At 32.7% G+C, this 4417-nt stretch carries 4 protein-coding genes; 2 read left to right on the top strand and 2 right to left on the bottom strand.

Annotation, left to right across the window (positions count from 1 at the left end):
• Positions 1-237: 237 nt before the first annotated feature.
• Complete coding sequence (locus tag F6K54_RS17390; protein WP_293079695.1) at positions 238-1167, bottom strand: carbohydrate ABC transporter permease; 930 nt, start codon at positions 1165-1167, stop codon at positions 238-240.
• A 1050-nt stretch (positions 1168-2217) separates the two neighbouring features.
• The gene (locus tag F6K54_RS17385; RefSeq protein ID WP_293079692.1) at positions 2218-3567 is read right to left on the bottom strand and encodes an ABC transporter substrate-binding protein; all 1350 of its coding nucleotides are present in this window, start codon (positions 3565-3567) and stop codon (positions 2218-2220) included.
• A gap of 245 nt (positions 3568-3812) precedes the next feature.
• Between F6K54_RS17385 and F6K54_RS17380 the strand changes: the two genes are divergently transcribed.
• Both F6K54_RS17380 and F6K54_RS17375 read left to right on the top strand, forming a co-directional pair.
• Complete coding sequence (locus F6K54_RS17380; RefSeq protein WP_293079689.1) at positions 3813-3962, top strand: hypothetical protein; 150 nt, start codon at positions 3813-3815, stop codon at positions 3960-3962.
• A 56-nt stretch (positions 3963-4018) separates the two neighbouring features.
• A complete protein-coding gene (locus F6K54_RS17375; protein ID WP_293079686.1) occupies positions 4019-4252 on the top strand; it encodes a hypothetical protein in 234 nt (77 codons plus the stop codon).
• The last annotated feature ends 165 nt before the right edge of the window (positions 4253-4417 follow it).

Here is a 4417-nt window from a genome sequence, read left to right as displayed (position 1 = left end):
AATTTCTAACTTTTAACTTTATAACTTCATTTCTAACTTTTAACTTTTGACTTTTGACTTGTTTGTTGACTTTTAACTTTTGAGTTAATTTCTAACTTTTAACTTTATAACTTCATTTCTAACTTTTAACTTTTGACTTTTGACTTGTTTGTTGACTTTTAACTTTTGAGTTAATTTCTAACTTTTAACTTTTGACTTTTGAGTTAATTTCTAACTTTTAACTTTATAACTTCATTTCTAACTTTTGACTTTTGACTTTTGACTTTTGACTTGTTTGTTGCCTTTTAACTTCCCCATAGCGATACTAGCGATCGCCACGGCAAGAATTAATAATAGAAATGTTACTACTACTAAAGAAGCTCCATAACCAAAATCTAAATAACGTCTAATAGTGGCATATATATAGATAGAAACTGTTTCTGTTTTTCCAGCAGGCCCACCTCCAGTCATTACTTGTACCAGGTCAAAAATACCAAATGCTTGAGCAAATCTGAATAACAAAGCAATTACTATTTGTGGGATTAATAATGGGATTGTAATTTGTCGAAAACTTTGAATAGAATTAGCACCATCAATAGCATGAGCTTCGTATAAATCAGAAGAAATAGATTGTAATCCTGCTAATAAAATGATGGCTATAAATGGCGTTGTTTTCCAAACATCAGCAATAATTAATGCTAACATTGCCCTGAATGGATCGCCTAACCAAGTAATATTAGTTTGAATTAATCTTAAACGGAAAAGTAGGTCATTAACTATGCCAAATTGGTCATTAAAAATCCATGCCCAAGCTAATCCCATAACTGCGGTTGGTAATGACCAAGGAATGAGACTAATAGTACGAACAAAACCTCGTCCTCGGAATGATTTATCTAAGATAAGAGCAATACTCATTCCTAATATTAATTCTAGAAAAATGGAGATGGTTGTAAATATTGTAGTGTTCCATAAACTTTGCCAAAAACGACCATCATTGAACATTCGACTGTAGTTTGTTAAGCCAGAAAAAATAGGTTTTAATTCAGTACCTAAATTTTCTGTAAATAGACTTAGCCAAAAAGCTCGCCCAATGGGATAAACAAATACAAATAGTAATATTAGAATAGCTGGTAAAATCAAGAGCCATCCTGTTAATTTTTCTCTTCTTTCAATTGTGTTTATTGTCATTAATTTCTATGTCGCTAGGGAATAGGGAATAGCAAAACCAGTTTTGAGCTAGGAAATTCTCTTTCTTTGTCAAGAGGTTTTAAGTAACTAATACTAAGTCTCATTAATTAGCCATAATAAATTAGCTATCTTTAGTCATCTTTAGATGACTTTTGCTGTGAGCCAAGAAATTTATTTCTTGGCGGATGATATGGCTCCCCAAGACATGGCTCGCCAAGCTCGCCAAGGATTGAAATCCTTGAATAGGGAATAGGGAACTGTAAAAGGGTTTTAGCATTGAAAAATGTCCGCGCCCAATTCTTGTAGTGCAATATATAAAGTCTCATTAATTAACCATCATAAATTACCTATCTTTAGTCATCTTTAGATGACTTTTGCTGTGAGCCAAGAAATTTATTTATTGGCGGATAACATGGCTCGCCAAGGATTTCAATCCTTGAATAGGGAATAGCAAACTGTAAAAGAGTTTTAGCATTGAAAAATGCCCTAACCAATTCTTGTAGTGCTATATATCAAGTCTCATTAATTAACCATCATAAATTAGCTATATTTAGTCATCTTTAGATGACTTTTGCTTTGAGCCAAGAAATTTATTTATTGGCGGATGACATGGCTCGCCAAGGATTGAAATCCTTGAATAGGGAATAGCAAACTGTAAAAGGGTTTTAGCATTGAAAAATGCCCTAACCAATTCTTGTAGTGCAATATATAAAGTCTCATTAATTAACCATAATAAATTAGCTATCTTTAGTCATCTTTAGATGACTTTTGCTTTGAGCCAAGAAATTTATTTATTGGCGGATGACATGGCTCGCTAAGATGACATGGCTCGCCAAGGATTGAAATCCTTGGCTAATAGTTTAAGTCATCTGAAGATGACTCTTGAGGAGTATGCTATCTTTTTCGTCTTTTTATATTGTGTTTAATTACTGCAACTTGATATAAAATACCACTTCTAACTTTTGACTTTTGACTTTTGAATTTTGAATTTAGTGAATTTGACTTTTGACTTTTGACTTTTGAATTTAGTAAAACGGTATAACTCCTTCTTCAAGTTCCCAACAAAGTACGAGTTTCTGCAGCAGCAGCTTTCATTGCTAATTCTGGAGTACGGGAACCAGTTAGAGCAGCGCTAAGATAACGTTGTAAAATATCTGAAGCTTGAGCATATTGAGCAATGGGAGGACGTAATACAGAATTTTCAACTACTGGAAATAAGTTTGGTAAGTAAGGAAGTTCTGCTACTAGAATCTTGTCATTAAAAAGTGATTTTCTGGCAGGAACAAGACCTGTTTCTAAAATAAACTTACGTTGAACTTCTGGTTTGTTGAAGTATTGAATAATTTCCCATGCTTCCTCTGGATGTTTTGTACTTTTAACTATTCCTAATCCCCATCCACCCGAGCAAGCTCCACTTTCTTTTCCTGAAGCATGAACCATTGGTTTAATAGCAAATTTTCCGGCTATTTCTGATTTTGATGCTAATGGATATACATAAGGCCAATTGCGCAGAAAAACTGTCTTACCACTTTGGAATAAACGACGAGTTTCTTCTTCTCCATAAGTAGTTACTCCAGGAGGAGAAATTCCTGCGGTAATAGTTGTGCGTAAAAAGTCTACTGCTTCTATAGCTTCTGGTTTATCTAATCCCACTTCATTTGTTTCTGGATTAATCCAAAAACCTCCATAACCTTTGAGAATTTCGATAAACATTGCGGATAAACCTTCATATTGTTTACCTTGCCAAATATATCCCCATTCAACTAATCCTTGTTGTTGTAATTCTTGCGATATTTTGATTAGCTCCTCAAAAGTATTGGGAGGTTCAAATCCACCTTTTTTTAATAAGTCCGTGCGATAATAAAGCATACCTCCATTGGAGACTAATGGCATCCAATAAAGTTTATTTTTGTAAGTTCCTCCTTCTATATCTCCTGACACATAAGTTTCTTTTAATTGTTGTTGATCAATTTTTTCTGAAAGGTCTTGTAACCAGTTAGCAGCAGCAAATTTTGGCACCCAAACTGTATCCATATAAGCTAGATCATAGGGTGAATCTCCTAGTAAAAAAGAGGATGTATAAAGGTCTTCTACTAAATTAGTATCGTTAGGAGCTTTGACAATTTCTAAGTTAATATTTGGGTGAGTTTTGTTAAAGTCTGTTTGAATTGGTTCTAATTGAGTAGCTGTAGTAGCTGACATTAATACTTGGATAGTTACAGGTTTTTCCTGGGTAAGTGCTGGTGAAATTGAGCAATATAAAATACCCAGGAAAGTTGCTACAATTAAGATGCTTATTTGGAATTGTTTTTTTAATCTAATTATCGGGAATTTTAACCAGGCATGAATTTTTGGTTTTAGTTTTTCTAGAGTATGGTTGAAAAATTTAGTATGTTTCATTATTTTGGTAGGCTCAAGAATTAACAATGACTTTTATAGCACTCCTAAATAGGTCTTCAACAATTAATAATTAATAATGAATAATTAATAATTACCTCTGCTTGAAAGCGGATAGGATTGACTCAAAGGAAAATTTTTTATTGTTTTTCCTTGAAAGGGGACGCTTTAAACCTTAATTATTCGGTAACAGATATAATAGTAACAATAACATCTCCAAGAAAAAGACAAAAGTGGCTATGGGTAGAATGGAAGAAGCTGATGAGGTTTATCCTAGTGTGGTGAGTGAGGATTCTACATGGCAAATTAGGAATGCGGGGAGTGATTTTGAGGAGTTTTTATTATTGTTTCCTTCGTTTGAAAGTGAGTTTATTAAATTATCATTAAAATTTTCCTGAAGTTATCTGAATAATCATGTTAATCTAAAAAAAATCATTTTTATAAAATATGATAGATGAATTTTACAATTATTAGTGAAATTACTAATATTGAAATAATTGCAGTTAGTAATTCCATTCGCGATCTAGCAAGATTAAATAAAACCTATGGAAAAGGGCGTTGGCGTAAATTAAAAGGAGTGGCTACTATTCGTCTTCATAATGGCAGAATTAGAGTTGCTGAATTACACTGGTATGAAGCTCATGGAATTGGTAAAAAAGAGATAAAACGTAAATTTTATTTGGATTAAAAACTATGAACAATCTGAAATCTGAAGCTCAATTTGCAGTTTGTATTAAAAATAAAGATTATCCTGCTTCTTTGGAATTACATAAAATTTATGTGGCTTTAACTGATGAAGAGGCAGCAAAAGATGGTGATTTAAGAATAGTTGATGAAAGTGGAGAAGATTATA

It is taken from the genome of Okeania sp. SIO3B5 (genome assembly GCF_010692555.1).
Lineage (GTDB): Bacteria > Cyanobacteriota > Cyanobacteriia > Cyanobacteriales > Microcoleaceae > Okeania.
Note: the sequence above shows the minus strand (reverse complement) of the source record. Positions and strands in the feature narration are given on the sequence as shown.

Excerpts from the sequence above, each read along its gene's own strand:
- F6K54_RS17390 (WP_293079695.1), bottom strand. The coding sequence starts at position 1,167 with ATGACAATAAACACAATTGAAAGAAGAGAAAAATTAACAGGATGGCTC.
- F6K54_RS17385 (WP_293079692.1), bottom strand. The coding sequence starts at position 3,567 with ATGAAACATACTAAATTTTTCAACCATACTCTAGAAAAACTAAAACCA.
- F6K54_RS17380 (WP_293079689.1), top strand. The coding sequence starts at position 3,813 with ATGGAAGAAGCTGATGAGGTTTATCCTAGTGTGGTGAGTGAGGATTCT.
- F6K54_RS17375 (WP_293079686.1), top strand. The coding sequence starts at position 4,019 with ATGAATTTTACAATTATTAGTGAAATTACTAATATTGAAATAATTGCA.